The sequence below is a fragment of the Amycolatopsis sp. WAC 04169 genome, assembly GCF_003947535.1.
Taxonomy (GTDB): Bacteria; Actinomycetota; Actinomycetes; order Mycobacteriales; family Pseudonocardiaceae; genus Amycolatopsis; species Amycolatopsis keratiniphila.
In genome coordinates this window covers 418940-437256 of record NZ_QHJI01000001.1, presented here as the reverse complement: position 1 = coordinate 437256, position 18317 = coordinate 418940, and the positions used below count along the sequence as shown (strand labels likewise).

General features: G+C 67.5%; 17 protein-coding genes and 2 tRNA genes. 6 read left to right on the top strand and 13 right to left on the bottom strand.

All coding sequences use genetic code 11. The features are described 5' to 3' along the window. Nucleotides 1-15: 15 nt before the first annotated feature. Nucleotides 16-414 (top strand): MerR family transcriptional regulator, encoded by a 399-nt coding sequence (locus DMC61_RS02100; protein ID WP_063276701.1) that lies wholly within the window; start codon nt 16-18, stop codon nt 412-414. On the opposite strand, the gene DMC61_RS02095 is transcribed toward DMC61_RS02100, so the two are convergent. The 13 genes from DMC61_RS02095 to dnaA form a co-directional block, all read right to left on the bottom strand. Further along, entirely contained in the window at nt 329-1795 is a 1467-nt protein-coding gene (locus DMC61_RS02095; protein WP_125686359.1) for a DHA2 family efflux MFS transporter permease subunit, read from the bottom strand. The two genes, DMC61_RS02100 and DMC61_RS02095, sit on opposite strands and share 86 nt — an antisense overlap. A 240-nt stretch (nt 1796-2035) precedes the next feature. Then, nucleotides 2036-2266, bottom strand: coding sequence for a hypothetical protein (locus DMC61_RS02090; protein WP_125686357.1), 231 nt, complete (start codon nt 2264-2266; stop codon nt 2036-2038). A 65-nt stretch (nt 2267-2331) separates the two neighbouring features. Continuing rightward, nucleotides 2332-2404, bottom strand: a tRNA-Ala gene (locus DMC61_RS02085). Between the two features lie 37 nt (nt 2405-2441). Next, nucleotides 2442-2630, bottom strand: a complete 189-nt coding sequence (locus DMC61_RS02080) for a DLW-39 family protein (RefSeq protein ID WP_034321928.1) — start codon at nt 2628-2630, stop codon at nt 2442-2444. Between the two features lie 254 nt (nt 2631-2884). Next, a tRNA-Ile gene (locus DMC61_RS02075) sits at nt 2885-2958 on the bottom strand. 47 nt (nt 2959-3005) lie between these two features. Beyond that, on the bottom strand, nt 3006-3692 hold the full coding sequence (locus DMC61_RS02070; RefSeq protein WP_125686355.1) for a DUF3566 domain-containing protein: 687 nt from the start codon (nt 3690-3692) through the stop codon (nt 3006-3008). Between the two features lie 36 nt (nt 3693-3728). Next, a complete protein-coding gene (gene gyrA, locus DMC61_RS02065) occupies nt 3729-6254 on the bottom strand; it encodes a DNA gyrase subunit A (protein WP_016330465.1) in 2526 nt (841 codons plus the stop codon). Nucleotides 6255-6306: 52 nt separating this feature from the next. Next, entirely contained in the window at nt 6307-8274 is a 1968-nt protein-coding gene (gene gyrB, locus DMC61_RS02060; RefSeq protein ID WP_125686353.1) for a DNA topoisomerase (ATP-hydrolyzing) subunit B, read from the bottom strand. Between the two features lie 206 nt (nt 8275-8480). Continuing rightward, the gene (locus DMC61_RS02055; RefSeq protein ID WP_043848481.1) at nt 8481-8972 is read right to left on the bottom strand and encodes a DciA family protein; all 492 of its coding nucleotides are present in this window, start codon (nt 8970-8972) and stop codon (nt 8481-8483) included. Nucleotides 8973-9246: 274 nt separating this feature from the next. After that, on the bottom strand, nt 9247-10401 hold the full coding sequence (recF, locus tag DMC61_RS02050; protein WP_016330462.1) for a DNA replication/repair protein RecF: 1155 nt from the start codon (nt 10399-10401) through the stop codon (nt 9247-9249). A gap of 9 nt (nt 10402-10410) precedes the next feature. Beyond that, nucleotides 10411-11301 (bottom strand): phosphogluconate dehydrogenase (NAD(+)-dependent, decarboxylating), encoded by an 891-nt coding sequence (gene gnd, locus DMC61_RS02045; RefSeq protein ID WP_016330461.1) that lies wholly within the window; start codon nt 11299-11301, stop codon nt 10411-10413. 37 nt (nt 11302-11338) lie between these two features. Continuing rightward, a complete protein-coding gene (gene dnaN, locus DMC61_RS02040; protein WP_016330460.1) occupies nt 11339-12472 on the bottom strand; it encodes a DNA polymerase III subunit beta in 1134 nt (377 codons plus the stop codon). Between the two features lie 900 nt (nt 12473-13372). Beyond that, a complete protein-coding gene (dnaA, locus tag DMC61_RS02035; protein ID WP_038507005.1) occupies nt 13373-15007 on the bottom strand; it encodes a chromosomal replication initiator protein DnaA in 1635 nt (544 codons plus the stop codon). A gap of 602 nt (nt 15008-15609) precedes the next feature. On the opposite strand from dnaA, the gene rpmH reads away from it, so the two are divergent. The 5 genes from rpmH to DMC61_RS02010 are packed head-to-tail and all read left to right on the top strand — an operon-like array spanning nt 15610 to nt 18165. Continuing rightward, nucleotides 15610-15753 (top strand): 50S ribosomal protein L34, encoded by a 144-nt coding sequence (rpmH, locus tag DMC61_RS02030; RefSeq protein ID WP_005154511.1) that lies wholly within the window; start codon nt 15610-15612, stop codon nt 15751-15753. Between the two features lie 23 nt (nt 15754-15776). After that, nucleotides 15777-16160 carry a ribonuclease P protein component gene (rnpA, locus tag DMC61_RS02025; RefSeq protein WP_037333978.1) on the top strand — a complete coding sequence of 128 codons (384 nt, stop codon included), beginning with the start codon at nt 15777-15779 and terminating at the stop codon, nt 16158-16160. Nucleotides 16161-16164: 4 nt separating this feature from the next. Further along, nucleotides 16165-16470, top strand: a complete 306-nt coding sequence (gene yidD, locus DMC61_RS02020) for a membrane protein insertion efficiency factor YidD (protein WP_016338357.1) — start codon at nt 16165-16167, stop codon at nt 16468-16470. 4 nt (nt 16471-16474) lie between these two features. Further along, nucleotides 16475-17578 carry a membrane protein insertase YidC gene (yidC, locus tag DMC61_RS02015; protein WP_125686350.1) on the top strand — a complete coding sequence of 368 codons (1104 nt, stop codon included), beginning with the start codon at nt 16475-16477 and terminating at the stop codon, nt 17576-17578. Nucleotides 17579-17607: 29 nt separating this feature from the next. Next, complete coding sequence (locus DMC61_RS02010; protein WP_125686348.1) at nt 17608-18165, top strand: R3H domain-containing nucleic acid-binding protein; 558 nt, start codon at nt 17608-17610, stop codon at nt 18163-18165. Nucleotides 18166-18317 lie beyond the last annotated feature (152 nt).

Below are 18317 nucleotides of genomic sequence, written 5' to 3'. Positions count from 1 at the left end.
ACCTAGACTGGCCGCATGGATTCCTTGACGCCGGTTCGCGAGGCCGCCGACCATTTCGGGCTGGCGATCTCGACCCTGCACTACTGGGAGCGCCGCGGGCTGATCACCGCCCGCCGCCGCTCGGGGCAGCGGTACTACGACGACGATCAGCTGTACCGCATCGCGCTGATCAAGCACTGGCGGCAGGTCGGCGGGCTCGGCCTGGCCAGGATCACCGAACTGCTCGCCGAACAGCACCGCTGGCGGGAAGTGGTGACCGGGCGGCTCGCCGAGATCGAGCAGGAGCGTGCGCGGCTCGACACCGCGCACGACTACCTGGTCGAACTGCTCACCTGCCGCCGCGAGGGGAACCTTGAGGACTGCCCGTGGTTCCGCGACCGGGTCGACCTGCCCGCCCACGCCGCGGCGAGCTGAGCCCCGGCATCGCCAGCGCCGCGACCACCGCGGCGGCCGCGAGGCAGGCGGCGGAGGCGAGGAACGCGGCGGTGTAGCCGTGCACCAGCGCCTCCCCTTTCGGCAGGCCGGACGGCGAACCCGCGGTCACCGCCGCCGCGAGCGCGGTCAACACGGCGAGCCCGAGCGCGCCGCTGGTCTGCCGGACCGTGTTCAGCAGGCCGGCGGCCAGGCCGTTCTGCCGTTCCGGCACCCCGCTGGTGGCGGCCACGGTGATCGGCGTGAAGGCCGCCGCCGTCCCGAATCCGAACACCATTCCCGGCACCAGCACGGAAACGACGTAGGAAGCGTGCGCACCGGCCAGCACCGCGATCCCGGCGAAACCCACCGCGCCGATCGCGCAGTACAACGCCGCCGCACGCCGGGGCCCGATCCGCACCGACAGCCCGCCCGCGGTCCGTGCGCCGGCGAACATCGCCACCCCCACCGGCAGGTAGGCCAGCCCGGCCCGCATCGGCGAGTAGCCGTGGACATCCTGCAGGTACAGCGAAAGCAGGATCGGGCTGGCGAGAAAACCCAGGCCCAGCAAGAAGATCACCACGTTCCCGCTGCTGACCGAGCGCAGCCGGAAGATCCCGAGCGCGACCAGTGGTTCGCCGGCCCACCTGTGCTGGTGCACCAGGAAAACGGCGAGCAGGACGAGCCCGCCGGACAACGGAAGCAGCACGGCCGCGCTGCCCCAGCCGTCGGCGGACGAACGCATCACCGCGTAGACCACACCGACGAGTCCCGTCGCCGACAGCACCGCGCCGAGCACGTCCAGCCTGCCGCGAGGACGGCTTGGGTCTCGCAGTGGCAGCACCACTCCGGCGGCGACGACGGCCACCACACCGATCGGAACGCTGACGAAGAACACCCAGCGCCAGCCCGCCCACTGGGTCAGCAGGCCACCGATCACCGGCCCCGCCGCAGCACCGGCCGCACCCACCGCACTCCAGGTGCCCAAGGCCCGCGCACGGCGGGCGGGTTCGGTGAACGTCGTGGTCAGCAAGGAAAGCGTCACCGGCATCAGCAGCGCGCCGCCGAACCCTTGCACCGTGCGGGCGACGAGCAGCGTTTCCGGGGAATCGGCCAGCCCGGCGGCGAGCCGCGCGACGGTGAACAGGCTCATCCCGAGCACGAAGATCCGCCGGACGCCGAATTCGTCGCACAACCGGCCGCCCAGCAACAGGAAACCGGCGAAGGCGAGGGTGTACGCGTTCACCACCCAGGCCAGCGCGCCCGCCGAAAACCCGAGACCGAACCGGATCGACGGCAGGGCGACGGAAACGATCGTCGCGTCGAGGATCACCACGAAGGATCCTGCACAGGCCAACGCGAGCACGACGCCTTCACGTTTCATATCGTCACCCTCCGCCTCCGGCGGCGGATGATCTTCCGCCGCCGGGCCAGCGTGCCCGCTGAAGCACGCTTGAGGGCAAGCCCGGGCGGTTCCTCCGAAAGGTCTTTGAGCACCACGTTCTCGGTGACGAACGTCACCGATCAGACGCAGACCCAGCAGTAGAGACGATCGCCCCGGGTCTTGGCGCCACGGGCTAGTTCCGCGAGGTCGGTCAGCAGGGTGGCCAGGTCAGCGGGACGATCAGACGCGCGCCGCGTCGGCCACGGCGACCGGGGCGAGGTCGCGGGCGATGACGGTGTCGTAGTCGACACCGGTGAGCAGGGACTCCGCCGTGCCCAGCTGCACGAACGGATCGACACCCTTGAGCTGGACGGTCGGCAAGGAGGCCTCGGACGGGCCTCCGACGAGGTCGATCGTGGCGGCCGCGGTGTCGTTGTCCGGCGCGGCGAAGTAGTCGAAGAGGACACCCATGCGCGCATTCTGACGGAAAACGAGAAGGCCACCCGCGGTACGGGTGGCCTTGTCGTTGTCCGGAGTGGAGCTGAGGGGAATCGAACCCCTGACCCCTGCCTTGCAAAGGCAGTGCTCTACCAATTGAGCTACAGCCCCGGGTCGCAGGCGATCATGATAACCGCCCGCGCCGAAATCAGTTGTTGCGGGACGCGTCCGCGGCCTTCGCCGGGGCGCTTCCGTTGGTGGAAGCGGATCCCAGCGGACGCTCGGTGGGAGCGGTGGCCTCACGCCAGAGGTCGGCCTCGGCCTTGGCGGCCTTGTTGCGCTTGATCACGAACAGCACGCCGCCCGCGATGACCGCGAGTGCCAACAGCTTCTTCATCAGAAGCCCCCTCTTTCCGCCGAGTTGCTCCACTTCCCCACCGATGCTACTGCACGCCGTTCGCCGGACGCCCCCAACCCAACGTTCCACGTGGAACCGAAGACCACCGGAACCCACAACGACCACGCGCCCCAACGCTTGGGGGGTCCAGGGGGGCGAAGCCCTCCCTGGCGGGGGCTTGGGGGTTCGACCCCCAAAACGAAAAACACCCGGTTGCATCTGCGCATTTTGCAGATACAACCGGGCCAACCGGGTGGGCCCACCAGGACTTGAACCTGGGACCTCTTCGTTATCAGCGAAGCGCTCTAACCGCCTGAGCTATGGGCCCGAACGAGGAGAAGATTACAGGACGCCTTTCGGCGCCCTGCAACCGGGTCACTCTCGTTCGGAAAGGGTCACTTCCAGGCCTCCGGCGAGGTCGGCGGAGACGTTGTAGATGAAGGCGCTGACGGTGGCCAGCGCCGAGATCAGCACGATGTTGATGGCGCCGAGGATGGCCGCGATCCCGAAGACGCGGCCGGCGCTGATCAACGGGTCGGCCGGCGCGTCGGCCCCTTCGCCGCCGACGAGCGACGAGTAGGTCCCGTTGAGTTTGTCCCAGACGCCCATGCCGTCGAGGACGGTGTAGAGGACGCCGACGGCGACGAGCCACACGAAGAACAGCGCGACGCCGAGGACGAGGGACAGTTTCAGCACCGACCAGGGGTCGAAGCGTTTGATCTGCAGGCTGGCGCGACGCGGTCCGCGGCCGGGGCGGCGGAGCGCGGTGGGGGCGGCACGGGTGCGGGAGGCCGACGGGATGGCGGAGGGGGCGGGGTCGCCCTCTCCGCTGTCGCCGAAGAGCCTCTTCGCGGCTGTGCCGCTGACCCCGTGATAGTCGGTCACGGTGGTCGTGTCCCGCTTCGGGTCCGAGTGGGCCACGTCTTCGGTGGCGACCGAAGACACCGAGACCGTCTGCTCGCTGGAGCCTTCGGGTTCCTCGGCGCCGCTGTCACGCTGCCAGGGCGGGCTCGAAGAACCCGCCTGCGCGCCGCCTGCTTCGGGCTTCTCGGATGGTGTCACGAGGTGTCAGTCCTTACCCAGTACGTGGGGCGTCGTCTACTCCTGCTCCGACGCCGGGGTTTCTTCTCCTTCAGTACTACCTGCAGTGGCGACGTCTGAGGGCTCGTCCGCGTTGCGTGCGACCGCGAGAAGAGTGGTTCCTTCGTCGAGATTCATCAGCCGCACTCCCTTCGTCTGCCTGCCCGCCTTGCGCACCTGCCCGGCCGAAGTCCGGATCACCCCGCCGCTGGAGGTGATCGCGTAAAGCTCGTCTTCGGCGTCGACGATGACCGCGCCCACCAGCCTGCCACGTTTCTGGTCGTACTGAATGGTGAGCACACCCTTGCCGCCGCGGCCCTGGACCGGGTAGTCCTCGGTCGGGGTCCGCTTGGCGTAGCCGCCGCCGGTGGCGACGAGGAGGAACTTGTCCGGCTGGACGACGTTGATGCCGAGCAGTTCGTCGCCGTCGTTGAACCGCATGCCGAGCACACCGGACGTCGCGCGGCCCATCGGGCGCAGGGCTTCGTCGGTGGCGTGGAAGCGGATCGACTGGCCTTCCGCGGACACCAGCAGCAGGTCGTCCTCGGCGGCCGCGAGGACCGCGCCGACCAGCTCGTCACCTTCGCGCAGGTTGACGGCGATGAGGCCGCCGGCGCGGTTGGAGTCGAAGTCGGTGAGCTTGGTCTTCTTCACCAGGCCGCGGCGGGTCGCGAGCACGAGGTACGGGGCGACCTCGTAGTTCGGGATCTCGATGACCTGGGCGATCTGCTCGTCGGGCTGGAACGCGAGCAGGTTCGCGACGTGCTGGCCGCGCGCGTTGCGGTTGGCCTCGGGCAGGTCGTACGCCTTCGCCCGGTACACGCGGCCCTTGTTCGTGAAGAACAGGATCCAGTCGTGCGTCGAGCAGACGAAGAAGTGCTGGACGATGTCGTCCTGTTTGAGGGTCGCGCCCTGGACGCCCTTGCCGCCGCGTTTCTGCGAGCGGTACAGATCGGTTTTCGTTCGCTTGGCGTAACCCGTGCGGGTGATCGTGACGACCACGTCCTCGACCGCGATGAGGTCTTCGACCGAGACCTCGCCGTCGAACGGGATGATCTTGGTGCGCCGGTCGTCGCCGTACTTGTCGACGATCTCCTGGAGCTCCTCGGCGATGATCGCGCGCTGCCGCTCGGGCTTCTCGAGGATGTCCTTGAGGTCGGCGATCTCGAGTTCGATCTCGGCCAGGGTGTCGATGATCCGCTGCCGCTCCAGTGCCGCGAGGCGGCGGAGCTGCATGTCGAGGATCGCGGTCGCCTGGATCTCGTCGACGTCGAGCAGGCTCATCAGCGCGGGCCGGGCCTCTTCGGCCGAGGGCGAGCGCCGGATGAGGGCGATGACCTCGTCGAGCATGTCCAGCGCCTTGACCAGACCGCGCAGGATGTGGGCGCGTTCCTCGGCCTTGCGCAGCCGGAACCGGGTCCGGCGGACGATGACGTCGATCTGGTGCTTCACGTAGTGCCGGATCATCTGGTCCAGGCGCAGCGTGCGGGGCACGCCGTCGACCAGGGCCAGCATGTTGACACCGAAGTTCTGCTGCAGCTGGGTGTGCTTGTACAGGTTGTTCAGCACGACCTTGGCGACCGCGTCACGTTTGATCGTGACGACGATCCGCATGCCGCTGCGGCTGTTGGACTCGTCGGCGATGTCGGAGATGCCGGTGAGCTTGCCGTCGCGGACCAGGTTCGCGATGTTCTCCACCAGGTTGTCCGGGTTGACCTGGTACGGCAGCTCGGACACGACCAGGATCGTGCGGCCCTTGGCGTCCTCTTCGACCTCGACCACCGCGCGCATGCGCACGGAGCCGCGGCCGGTGCGGTACGCGTCCTCGATGCCGGAGTTGCCGAGGATCATCGCCTTGGTCGGGAAGTCCGGCCCCTTGATCCGGACCAGCAGCGCGGCGAGCAGCTCGTCGTCGCTGGCCTCGTAGTTCTCCAGCGCCCATTTGACGCCGTCGGCGACCTCGCGCAGGTTGTGCGGCGGGATGTTGGTCGCCATCCCGACCGCGATCCCGGAACCACCGTTGACCAGCAGGTTCGGGAACCGCGACGGCAGGACGTCGGGTTCCTGGGTGCGGCCGTCGTAGTTGTCGGAGAAGTCGACGGTCTCTTCTTCGATGTCCTGCAGCATGTGCATCGCGAGAGGCGCCAGCCGGGACTCGGTGTACCGCATGGCGGCGGCGGGGTCGTTGCCCGACGAACCGAAGTTGCCCTGGCCGTCGATCAGCGGGTACCGCAGCGACCACGGCTGCGCGAGCCGCACCAGCGCGTCGTAGATCGCGGAGTCACCGTGCGGGTGGTAGTTGCCCATCACGTCGCCGACGACGCGGGAGCACTTGTTGTACCCGCGGTCGGGGCGGAAGCCGGAGTCGAACATCGAGTACAGCACGCGGCGGTGCACCGGCTTGAGGCCGTCCCGCACGTCCGGCAGCGCCCGCGACACGATGACGCTCATCGCGTAGTCGATGTAGGAGCGCTGCATCTCCTGCTGGATGTCGACCGGTTCGATCCGGTCGTGGTCCGGAGCCGGCGGCAAGGTTTCCGTCATGAGGTCCTTCTCGTGGGAGCAGTCCTAAAGGGACAAAGAGGAACGGGGACGTCTACACGTCCAGGAAGCGCACGTCCTTGGCGTTACGCGTGATGAAGGAACGGCGCGCCTCGACGTCCTCGCCCATCAGGACCGAGAACAGGTCGTCGGCCTGCGCGGCGTCGTCCAGGGTGACCTGGCCGAGCAGCCGGTTCGCCGGGTCCATCGTGGTCTCCCACAGCTCTTCCGCGTTCATCTCGCCGAGACCCTTGTAGCGCTGGATCGCGTCGTCCTTCGGCAGCTTCCGGCCGGCCTCGACACCCGCCTGGATGACGGCGTCGCGTTCCCTGTCGGAGTACGCGTATTCCGGGTCCTGCCGCGGCCACTTGATCTTGTACAGCGGCGGGCGCGAGAGGAACACGTGCCCGTGCTCGATCAGCGGGGGCATGAACCGGAACAGGAAGGTGAGCAGCAGCGTGGTGATGTGCTGGCCGTCGACGTCGGCGTCGGCCATCAGCACGATCTTGTGGTAGCGCAGCTTCTCGATGTCGAACTCTTCGTGGATACCGGTGCCGAGCGCGGTGATCAGCGACTGGACCTCGGTGTTCTTGAGGACGCGGTCGATCCGGGCCTTCTCGACGTTGATGATCTTGCCCCGGATCGGCAGGATCGCCTGGTACATCGAGTCGCGGCCTTCCTTGGCCGAACCGCCCGCCGAGTCACCCTCGACGATGTAGAGCTCGCATTCCGACGGGTTGGTCGAGCGGCAGTCCTTGAGCTTGCCGGGCAGCCCGCCGATCTCCAGCGCGCCCTTGCGGCGGACCAGGTCGCGCGCCTTGCGGGCGGCCATCCGCGCCTGCGCCGAGGAGATCGACTTGTTGATGATCGTCTTCGCCTCGGTCGGGTTGCGCTCGAACCAGTCGGCCAGCCATTCGTTCGAGGTCTGCTGCACGAACGTCTTGGCCTCGCTGTTGCCCAGCTTGGTCTTGGTCTGGCCTTCGAACTGCGGCTCGGAGAGCTTGATCGAGACGATCGCGGCGAGACCCTCACGCACGTCGTCACCGGAGAGGTTGGCGTCCTTCTCCTTGAGCAGCTTCTTCTCGCGCGCGTACGCGTTGACGACACGGGTGAGCGCGGCGCGGAAGCCTTCTTCGTGCGTACCGCCCTCGTGCGTGTTGATCGTGTTGGCGAAGGTGTACACCGACGGCGTGAAGCCGTTGTTCCACTGCATGGCGACCTCGACCTCGAGGCCGGTTCCCTTGGCCTCGAAGGAGATCACGGACTGGTGGATCGGGTCCTTGCTGCCGTTGATGTGCTTGACGAAGTCTTCGAGACCGCCCGGGTAGCAGTAGGTCTTCTCCTTGACCCGCGCCGCCTGGCCGGAAGCGTCCGCTTCGGTCTCTTCGTCGGCGACGCGCTCGTCGCGCAGCGAAAGGGTCAGGCCCTTGTTGAGGAAGGCCATCTCCTGAAGACGCCGGGAGATCGTCTCGAAGTTGTACGTCGTGGTCTCGAAGATGTCGCCGTCGGCCCAGAAGGTGATCGTGGTGCCGGTGTCCTCGGCCGGGCCGAGGTCTTCCAGCTCGCCGGGGATCTGGTCGGTGTACACCTGCCGCCAGCTGTGCCCGCCGCGTTTGACCTCGGCGATCAGCTTGGTCGAGAGCGCGTTCACCACGGAAACGCCGACGCCGTGCAGACCACCGGAGACCGCGTAGGAGTCGCTGTCGAACTTGCCGCCCGCGTGGAGCACGGTGAGCACGACCTCCAGGGTCGGCTTCTGCTCCTTGGGGTGGATGTCGACCGGGATGCCGCGGCCGTCGTCGACGACGCGCACCCCGCCGTCGGCCAGCAAGGTAACCTCGACCTTGGTCGCGTAGCCGGCCATCGCCTCGTCGACGGAGTTGTCGACCACCTCCTGGACGAGGTGGTGGAGGCCGCGTTCACCGGTGGAACCGATGTACATACCGGGACGCTTGCGGACGGCTTCGAGGCCTTCGAGCACCGTGATCGACGACGCGTTGTACTCGCTCTTGTTCTCGGTCACAGGCGTTGATTCTCCTCGTCTCGCCCGAGCGGACGCTCGCTCATCTCCAGTGTACTTGGCCGCGTTCGCAGACATGCGGCAAGGACACCCCTGATTTGCTCACAGGCGAGCTAATTCGTTCGAAGAAGAGTCTTGACGTTGGCGAAGCACTCTGGGCGCGTTCTAGGCGCTTTAATGGGCACTGTCGCGGCGAAGCGCAACTCGGGTCAGCCGTACGTGTCACGCGGGCCGCGTCCCGGGACGTGCCGCGGCCCTTTCCGCCAACTCGGCGCCGTCGGCCCCTGGATCCGCATCTTCTTCACCACGCCGTTCCCGACGCCTTTGGCGATCTTCGCCAGCAGCTGCCCCTGAAGCAGGCGAAGCTGCGTCGCCCACGCCGTCGAACTCGCGCGGACGGTCAGCTCGCCGTCCTTCAAGGCCACCGGCTGAGCGTGTTCGGCGACCTCTTCACCCACCAGGCGCGTCCAGCTTCCGAAGACCTGACCGTTGGCCAGCCGCGTGTTCCAGCCGCGGTCGACCGCGATCCTGGAGGCGAGCCTGCCGAGCGGTTGCGGGTCGCGGGCGTCGGCGCCCGGCCCTGACCAGCGACGACGTCGCGGGCTTTGGCCGACCGAAGCGGCTCCCCCTCCGGTGATACGGCCGCGGCGCACACCCGGTTCAACCCCGCGGGCCTTCGCTTTGGCCTTCGCGGCGTCCAGAGCCGCACGAGCGAGATCACGACCCGTAGTCGGCTCTTTGCTTTCGGTATCGGTTGAGCCGTTCGATACCGAGGGGCGATCACTCCGCGTATCGAACAAGGCTCCCTCACTCGGGTTACCACCCGGGTGAGGGGTGTCAAGCCGCTTATCAGGCCCCTTGGTCACGCGGGGCGATAACGCGTTCACGGTGTTATCCACACTGTCCACAGGTTTGTCCCCAGATCGGTGGGCAACTGCTGTGGCGCCGATCACCCGGGGTGTCCGCCGCGCGGACTCACCCTCGGTTGATCTCACCATCGGCCACGAGGAAGCGGTGTCCAGCCAGTTCGGCGGGCACGTCCTCGTCCACGGCGGCGGTCACCAGCACCTGCTCGGCGCCTGCCGCCACCTCCGCCAGCCGGGCCCGGCGACGCCGGTCCAGCTCGGCGAACACATCATCCAGCAGAAGCACCGGTTCCCCGGCCTCGCCACGCAGGAGCTCGTAGCTTCCCAGACGCAACGCGAGGGCGAACGACCAGGACTCCCCATGGCTCGCGTAGCCCTTCGCAGGCGCTTCGCCGAGGATGAGATCGAGCTCGTCCCGATGCGGGCCGACCATGCTCACCCCGCGTTCGAGCTCCAGGTTCCGCGACCGTTTCAGGGCCTCGACCAGCACTTCCTTGAGGACCGCTTGGTCGGCGCGAGGTCCGTCCGGAGTGCCGTAGCCCTCTGGCATCGCTTCGCCCAGGCTCGACTTGTACGCGATCTTCGCCGGTCTCGAGTCCGGCGCGACCCCCATGTACGCGGAGGCCGCGTACGGCGCGAGGTCGGCGATCAGGTTGAGCCTGGCCGCCAGCAACGCGGCCCCCGCCACCGACAAGTGGTCGTCCCAGACGTCGAGCGTCGACAACGCGTACGGGTCTTCGCGCCCCGTGCGCCGCTTACCCGCCGTCTTGAGCAGGGCGTTCCGCTGCTTCAGCACCTTCTCGTAATCGGCGCGGACCCCGGCGTACCGGGGAGCGCGCAGCACGAGGAGCTCGTCCATGAAGCGGCGGCGCTCCCCGGGATCCCCGCGCACGAGTGCCAGGTCCTCCGGGGAGAACAGCACCGTGCGCAGGATCCCGAGCACGTCGCGGGGCTTGCCGACCGCGCCGCGGTTGACCCGCGCGCGGTTCGCCTTGCCGGGCGTGATCTCCAGCTCGACCGTCAGCTCGCGGTCCTCGTTGACCACCGCGACCCTGATCAGCGCGCGTTCGCACCCGTGCCGCACCAACGGCGCGTCGGTCGCGACGCGGTGCGAGCCCAGGGTCGCGATGTAGCCGATCGCCTCCAGGAGGTTCGTCTTGCCGCGGCCGTTCTGTCCGACGAGGACGGTCGGGCCGGGTTCGAGCGCGAGATCGGCTTGTGGCCAGGACCGGAAGTCGGTGACCTGCAGATGTCTTAAATACAACCCGCTCGCCTAGTCGCCGGCCTTCTTGACCGAGTGCCCGCCGAACTGGTTGCGCAGCGCGGCGACGGCCCGCATGGCGGCGGAGTCCTCCTGGCGCGAGGCGAACCGTGCGAACAGCGCGGCCGAGATGACCGGCGCCGGGACCGCGTTGTTGATCGCCTCTTCCAGCGTCCACCGGCCTTCGCCGGAATCCTCGACGTAGCCCTCGAGGTCGTCCAGCTCCGGGTCCTCGTCGAGCGCGCGGACGAGCAGGTCGAGCAGCCACGAGCGGACGACGGTCCCCCGCTGCCAGCCCTTGATCACCGCGGGCACGTTCTCGACGACCTTCGCGGCTTCGAGCAGCTCGAAACCTTCGGCGAAGGCCTGCATCATGCCGTACTCGATGCCGTTGTGGATCATCTTCGCGTAGTGACCGGAGCCGACGGCGCCGGCGTGCGAGAAGCCCTCGTCACGCGGGCCTTCGGGGCGAAGCGCGTCGAAGATCGGCATGGCCTTCTCGACGTCCGAAGCCGCGCCGCCGACCATCAGGCCGTAGCCGTTGTCCTTGCCCCACACGCCACCGGAAACCCCGCAGTCGAGGTAACCGATCTTCTTCGCGGCGAGCAGATCCGCGTTGATCCGGTCGTCGGTGTACTTCGAGTTGCCGCCGTCGATCACGAGGTCGCCCTCGGACAGCAGGTTGCCGAGCTCCGCGACGGTCTGACGCGTCGGCTCACCGGCGGGCACCATGATCCAGACGATCCGCGGACCGTCCAGTTTGGACACCATGTCCTCGAGTGAGGTGGAGTCGGTGACGTCGGGGTTGCGGTCGTAGCCGACCACCTCGTGACCGGCCGCGCGCAGCCGCTCACGCATGTTGAACCCCATTTTGCCGAGGCCGATGAGTCCCAGCTGAGCCATGAAGATCCCCTTTGGTGCGAACAGAAGTGGAGGCCGGTCAGCCCGGGAGGCGAACCGGCATCAGGAGGTACAGGTAGCCGGGGACGACGTTGCCCTCCTCGTCGGCGGGCTTGATCAGCGCCGGCCGGTTCGGGGTGGTGAACGTCAGTTCCGCCCGGTTCGCGTTCAGCGCGCCGAGCCCGTCGACGAGGTAACCCGGGTTGAACGCGATGGTCACCGGCTCACCCTCGTAGTCGACCTGAAGCTCTTCTTCGGCCGAACCCTCGTCGTCGCCACCGGCGGAAAGCCGCAGCGAACCGTCGTTGAACTCCAGCCGCACCTGGGTGCCACGCTCGGCGACCAGCGAAACACGCTTGATGGACTCGGCGAGCGCGGAGACCTCGATGACCGCGCGCGACGTGTGCTGCGCCGGCAGCAGCTGCCGGTACGGCGGGAACTCCGCGTCGAGGAGGCGGGTCGTGGTGTAGCGACCGGAACCGGAGAGACCGAGAAGGCCTTCACCGCTGGCGAGCGCGAGGCGGATCTTCGAGCCGCTGGCGCCGAGCGTCTTCGCGGCCTCGGCGAGCGTGCGCGCCGGGACGAGCACGGCGGCGTCGGACAGCCCCTCGGCCGGCTCCCAGGTGAACTCGCGCATGGCGAGCCGGAAGCGGTCGGTGGCGACCAGGGTCAGCGAGGAGCCGGAGATCTCCAGGCGCATACCGGTCAGCATCGGGAGGGTGTCGTCCTTGCCCGCGGCGACGACGACCTGGGTGACCGCCTGGCCGAACGCGTCACCGGTGAGCTCGCCGGCGAAGGCGGGCTGGGACGGGAGCTGCGGGTAGTCCTCGACCGGCATGGTCGGCAGGGAGAAGCGCGCGGACCCGCAGGTGATGGTCGCGCGGGCGCCGTCGACGGAGATCTCGACGGGCTGCGCGGGCAGTGACTTGGTGATGTCGGCCAGCAGACGGCCGGAGACCAGGAGGCGGCCGCCGTCGGCGATGGTGGCCGGGACGCCGACCGTGGCGGAGACCTCGTAGTCGAATCCGGAGACGGTGAGGGCGTCACTCGTCCCGTCGGATCCCGCATCGAGCAGGACACCGCCCAGAACCGGGACCGGAGGCCGCGACGGGAGGCTTCTCGCCACCCACGCGACGGCGTCGGCCAGCCCGTCACGCTCGACGCGGATCTTCATGCGCGCTTCCTTTCGACAGCCGAGCCCCTGACGGCTCGAAAGCTCAACGGGTCACCTCGGCCGGAGAGCGCGATGGCCAGGTGCCTCGCAGGTGTGTTCGGTCCGTGCGAGGACGCGAACGCACGTCGACACGCAGACCAGGTGCAGGGACCCACGTTAGGCCGTCCCCGGGGTCCGCGTCACCTCGGCCTCCCCTTGCTTTTGTCGACAAGACGACACGGCTCTGGAGCTGTCCCCAACTTCGTCCTTCGCCTGTTTTTGTTTTGTTCTCTTCTAGAGAAGAAGAAAAGACAGCAGTAGTAATAGGTGTTGTGGATTGTGTGGACAAGGCTCGTTCGCGCAGGTCCGGCCGCCTCCGACCCTGTGGACTCCGGGTGTGTACGGACGGTGGACAGCTGGGGACGTCCGTGGATGGATTCGGGCGGCGCTCGATCTGTCCACAGTCATCCACAGTTGTCCCCACGGTTATCCCCAGTCGCGGGGCGGTTTGTACCCAGGGTTGTGGGCGGCGTTCGTGACCGGAATCGCTCGGGAGAGTGATCTGTGCAGCCTGCATCACCCTTGTGCACAAGATGTGGGCAACCTGGGGACAGCGTGTGGATCTTGGTGTGGAAATGCTGTGGATTGCCTGTGAGCGCGATGTGGACGGAATCCCGGTCGCCGCAGCTCTCCGGCCCGCGGGAGTTGTGCACAAGCTGCCCACAGCATGTGGATTCCTTTGTACACAAGGAAAAATGCGAAGGGGACTGAAGCGCGCTTCGCCTCCTTCGCGGCCTTCGCCGCTTCTTCTCATGTACCCGTGCTTCGCGGCTCTACACGCGTTTCAGGCCTATGTGGACACGAAGAAGGGGCTCCCACCTGGACGGTGAGAGCCCCTGAAAGGCGTTGTGTACCAGAGGATTACTGGCGGGCGCGCTGTTTGATCCTGGAGGTCAGCTCCTGGACCTGGTCGTAGATGCGCCGTCGTTCGGCCATCTCCTTGCGGATCTTCTTGTCCGCGTGCATGACGGTGGTGTGGTCGCGGCCGCCGAAGGTCTGCCCGATCTTCGGGAGCGACATGTCGGTCAGTTCGCGGCAGAGGTACATCGCGATCTGGCGTGCGGTCGCGAGCGCCTTCGTCTTGCCGGGGCCGCAGAGATCGTCGAGGGTCACATCGAAGAACTCGGACGTGACGCCCATGATGGTCGGCGCGGTGATCTCCGGCGCGTGCGAATCCGGGATGAGGTCCCGGAGCACGATCTCGGCGAGGGCAACGTCGACCGGCTGCTGGTTCAGCGACGCGAAGGCGGTGACGCGGATGAGCGCGCCTTCGAGTTCCCGGATGTTCGCCTCGACGCGCGAAGCGATGAACTCCAGGACCTCGCCGGGAACCGCGAGCCGGTCCTGCGCCGCCTTCTTGCGAAGGATCGCGATACGCGTTTCGAGTTCCGGCGGCTGGATGTCGGTGATGAGGCCCCACTCGAACCGCGTGCGAAGCCGGTCTTCCAGTGTTTCGAGGCGCTTCGGCGGGCGGTCGGAGGAGACGACGATCTGCTTGTTCGCGTTGTGGAGGGTGTTGAAGGTGTGGAAGAACTCTTCCTGCGTACCTTCTTTGCCTTCCAGGAACTGGATGTCGTCGACGAGCAGGATGTCGATGTCGCGGTAGCGGCGCTGGAACGCGACCTTGCGGTCGTCGCGCAGCGAGTTGATGAAGTCGTTGGTGAACTCTTCGGTCGACACGTACCGCACGCGCATACCGGGGAACAGCCGCTGGGCGTAGTGCCCGACGGCGTGCAGCAGGTGGGTCTTCCCGAGCCCGGACTCTCCCCAGATGAACAACGGGTTGTACGCGCGCGCCGGTGCTTCGGCGACGGCGACCGCGGCCGCGTGCGCGAAACGGTTCGACGCACCGATGACGAAGGTGTCGAACGTGTACTTCTCGTTGAGCTTCGTCTTCGACGTCTGCGGCTGCGCCGGCGCGGTGTAGGGCTGGCCCGCGATCGGCTGACCGGAGAACGTCGGCCAGATCTCGGTCACGGCGGCGAGGGCCTCGCCCTCTTCGTCGACTTCTTCATCGCTGTCATCGCCATCGTTGAGGCTGTTGTCCACCGGCTGCTGCCGCGGCGGCCTCGGCTTCGGAGGCTCGGGCCGGGGCCTGGTCGGGGACAGCATGCCGTCACCCTCGGGCAGCGGAGGAGTACCCGACACCGGGCCGGACCCGTTTTCCACCCGGCTGGGTGACGTCGGTTCGTAGCGAGGCCCTGGCGAGGGCGGGGGCATCGAAGTGTGGGGCTCGGTGCTGTCGACCTTCACCGCGAGCGAGACCGCGCGGCCGAGCCGTCGCGAGAGGGCTTCGGTGATCGCGCCGCGCAGGGCGCGTTCGATCGCTTCCTTGGCGAAGTCACTGGGGGCGGCGAGGAGCGCGGTGCCGTCGAGCAGGCCGATCGGCCGGGTCACCCGCATCCAGGCGCGCTGCTGCGGGGAGAGGGTGCCATCGGACAGCTCGCGCACGACCTGTTCCCAGATGACGCCAAGATTGTGCTGGTGATCGGACACCTGCCTGACTCCCCTCCCCTCGTCGGTGCGCTGCGGCGAGATCACTCAGCGGCCCGAACGCCGGGTCGAGCGTCATCATGGCCCGGTCGGCTCGTGCGCACAGCAAATATCCACATAGTTGTCCACAGCTGTGCACTAATGTACGGCGGCCCGCGGTGACGCCACCTGCGGGATCGTCGTATGCCGACGGGACGCCTCCACATCCCCAAGGACACCCGGGCGCCTGCACCGTTCCACCTCGGCGAAAACCCGGGAGGGGCACGCTAACAAGCCCCGCTCGTTGCCACAAGGCGTCCTCGCGCGCAAGCATTTCACGGTGTACGGCGTGTTGCCATTCGATGCCCTCGCGTCGCCGGTGATCACTCTCCACGTACGGTCGCGGTCCGTGGTCGAGGGGGTGCCTGCCGGGCCCGGGCGGTGGGTGCGTACCCTCGTAAGGTCTCCCGTATACAGCGGGGGCGTTTCGCGTGCCCACGTTGTCGTCGCTCGACGTGACGAGGCCACACGTTGGTAGGAGACACCAGAGACTGCCGTGCGTCAGCACGACACGCCAGGAACGGGTCGAACCGTTCCCGGCGGCCGAGAAACAGGAGAAGTTAGTCGTGAGCAAGGGTAAGCGCACCTTCCAGCCGAACAACCGCCGCCGCGCCCGGGTCCACGGATTCCGGCTGCGCATGCGGACCCGCGCCGGCCGGGCCATCCTGGCGGCTCGTCGTCGCAAGGGCCGCGGCGCGCTGTCCGCCTGATCCGGCCGTCGTCGAGGGACGTCGTGCTGCCGGCCGCCGCGAGGTTGCGGCGCAGTGAGGATTTCCGTGCCGTGATGCGGCGTGGGGCCAAGGCAGGCAGGCGCCGCCTCGTCGTCCATGCGTTGACCACGGACCCGCCCGATGCCGCCGAAGCGGCGCGGGCGGGTTTTGTGGTGAGCAAGGCCGTGGGCAATTCGGTGGTCCGCCACCGGGTCACCCGCCGGTTGAGGCACCTCGTTTCCGCCAGGATCGGAACACTGCCGCCGGGCAGCTCGTTGGTGATACGGGCACTACCTCCGGCCGCGGACGCGTCCAGCGCGGAACTCGGCTCGGATCTCGACGCGTCGTTGCGGCGTCTCGGGCTGTCCCGCCAGACGCGACCCCCCGACCACGGATCAGCGGTGTAACGGCATGCGAGCCACCGAGAACGAGACCACCGAAGACGCCCGCCCAGGCCCGGTGGCATGGGTGCTGCTCCTGCCCATCAAGCTGTACCGCAAGGCGATCTCGCCTTTCCTTCCTCCGGCGTGCCGGTTCTACCCGAGCTGTAGCGCGTACGCCGTCGAGGCACTGACCCGGCACGGCGCCGGCCGCGGCACCTATCTCGCGGTCCGGCGTCTGCTGCGCTGTGGCCCGTGGACCATGCCCGGCCGCGACCCGGTACCCGAGACGTTCTCGTGGCGCCATCGCCGACCTGAAACACCGATCGAGGAGTAGCTCAGTGCTCGACTTCATCTACTACCCTGTGTCCTTCATCTTGTGGTGTTGGCACAAGGTCTTCGGGTTCGTGTTCGGCGAGGCGAACGCGTTCTCCTGGGTCCTCGCGATCATCTTCCTCACGTTCACGGTCCGCGGCATCATGTTCAAGCCGTTCGTGAACCAGGTCCGGTCGATGAAGAAGATGCAGGACTTCGCGCCGGAAATGAAGAAGATCCAGAAGAAGTACGCGAACGATCGGCAGCGCCAGGCGATGGAGATGCAGAAGCTCCAAAAGGAGCACGGCGTCAACCCGCTGGGCAGCTGCCTGCCGATGCTGCTTCAGATCCCGGTCTTCATCGGTCTGAACCACGTCCTGCGGATGTTCACCATCAACCCGTACGGCGGCGAGAAGACCGAGAACTACTTCTTCGACAAGGCGGGCGTCGAGTCGTACGTTCACGCGAAGCTGTTCGGCACCAACCTCGGTGACGCCATCTACACCGGTGTCGACATGGTCAGCGGCGGCAACGCGGCGACCGGCTTCCACTGGGGTGTCGCCCCGGTCGCGATCCCGCTGATGATCGTCGCCAGCATCGCCACGCACCTCACCGCGCGTCACTCGGTCCAGCGCCAGAACCCCGAGTCGGCCACGCCGCAGACCGCGATGATGAACAAGCTGACGATGTACATCTTCCCGCTCGGTGTCCTCATCTTCGGTGCCCTCTTCCCGATCGGTCTGCTCATCTACTGGCTCGCCAACAACGGCTGGACCCTGATGCAGCAGCGTCTCGTCTACACGAAGATCGACAAGGAAGAAGAGGCCCGCAAGGCCGCCGAGAAGGAGAAGCGCTCCAACCTCGGCCCGAAGCCCGGCCAGAAGCCGACCGCGCCGCGCCCCGGTCAGAAGCCGGTCCAGCAGAAGAAGAACAAGCCGTCCTCCGGTGGTCAGGTCAAGAAGGCGGGCTCGCCGCACGGCTTCGCCCAGACCGGATCGTCCGCCGCGGAGAAGAAGGACGCCAACGACGCAACAGCCGAGTCGTCGACGAACGGCTCGAAGGAGAACGGTGCGGACGTGCCCGGTCTCATCTCGGACTCGACTAAGAAATCGGGCCGGAAGCGTCGCTGACGCCGACCGGGCCGGAGAGGAGACCAGTAATGGCGGAGACGATCGACACGATCGACGCCGAGGAGAACAGCGCGGCCGACGTTGAGGGCGCCGCTGAAGAGACCGCTCGCAAGGGAGGTGTCGACGACGACGTCCTCGTGAAGGAGGGCGACATCGCCGGTGACTACCTCGAGCGGCTGCTCGACCTTTTGGACTATGACGGCGACATCGACCTCGATGTCGAAGCGGGCCGCGCGATCGTCAGCATCGACGGCGGCGAGGACCTGGAGAAGCTCGTCGGTCCCCGCGGCACCGTCCTCGAGGCGCTGCAGGAGCTGACCCGGCTGGCGGTGCAGCAGGAGACCGGTTCGCGGAGCCGGCTGATGCTGGACATCGCGGGCTGGCGCGCGGACCGCCGCGAGGAACTCCGTGAGCTCGGCCGCTCGACCGCGGAGACGGTCGTCTCGTCCGGCGAGCGTGTCCGGCTTCAGCCGATGAGCCCGTTCGAGCGGAAGGTCGTGCACGACGCGGTCGCCGCCGTCGACGGCGTCAAGAGCGAGAGCGAAGGAGAGGACCCGAAGCGCCGGGTCGTCATCTTCCCCGCCTGACGGTTACTCGAACGAAGCGGCCCGCCGGTCATCCGGCGGGCCGCTTCTTGTGTCCGGGGTGAATTACAGCCGTGGGGTTTCACGTGAAACGGGGGAAGCCGAGTGGAGTTGTCCACAACTTCGGACTGTCTCCCCGCTTTGCAGTCGGCGTC